Origin of the sequence: Chryseobacterium sp. SIMBA_028, assembly GCF_046535285.1 — a bacterium.
Taxonomy (GTDB): Bacteria; Bacteroidota; Bacteroidia; order Flavobacteriales; family Weeksellaceae; genus Chryseobacterium.
Genome location: NZ_JAWRWZ010000253.1, coordinates 1 through 274, shown reverse-complemented (window position 1 = coordinate 274; position 274 = coordinate 1). Strand labels below are relative to the sequence as shown.

The window sequence follows — 274 nt, the reverse complement described above, 5'->3', positions numbered from 1 at the left end:
CAGACCAGGCCCAGCTGGCACCGGCGATAGGCACGCAACGCCAACAGGAGCGTGGCCAGGACGGTGAGCACTGCGTACCCGAGCCCCGCAGCAGCAAGCCACGGCAGGAGGGCAAGGGATCCGTGGTATTTTTCCGGGATGATCAAGCCAGCCATCGCATGGGGGGCTGTGGCTATGATGGCGAAAGCCACGACGGCCAGCTGACCGAACGAAGCGAAGGCCGCCGCGAGGACCCGGCTCACGTCAACACCTGGCCTGCGGAGGAGCGGGAAAG

The 274-nt window shown here is 66.4% G+C and carries 1 protein-coding gene; it reads right to left on the bottom strand.

The features are described 5' to 3' along the window. Nucleotides 1–274: hypothetical protein (locus SCA31_RS23340; protein WP_410699403.1), on the bottom strand; the 274-nt coding region annotated here is incomplete at both ends.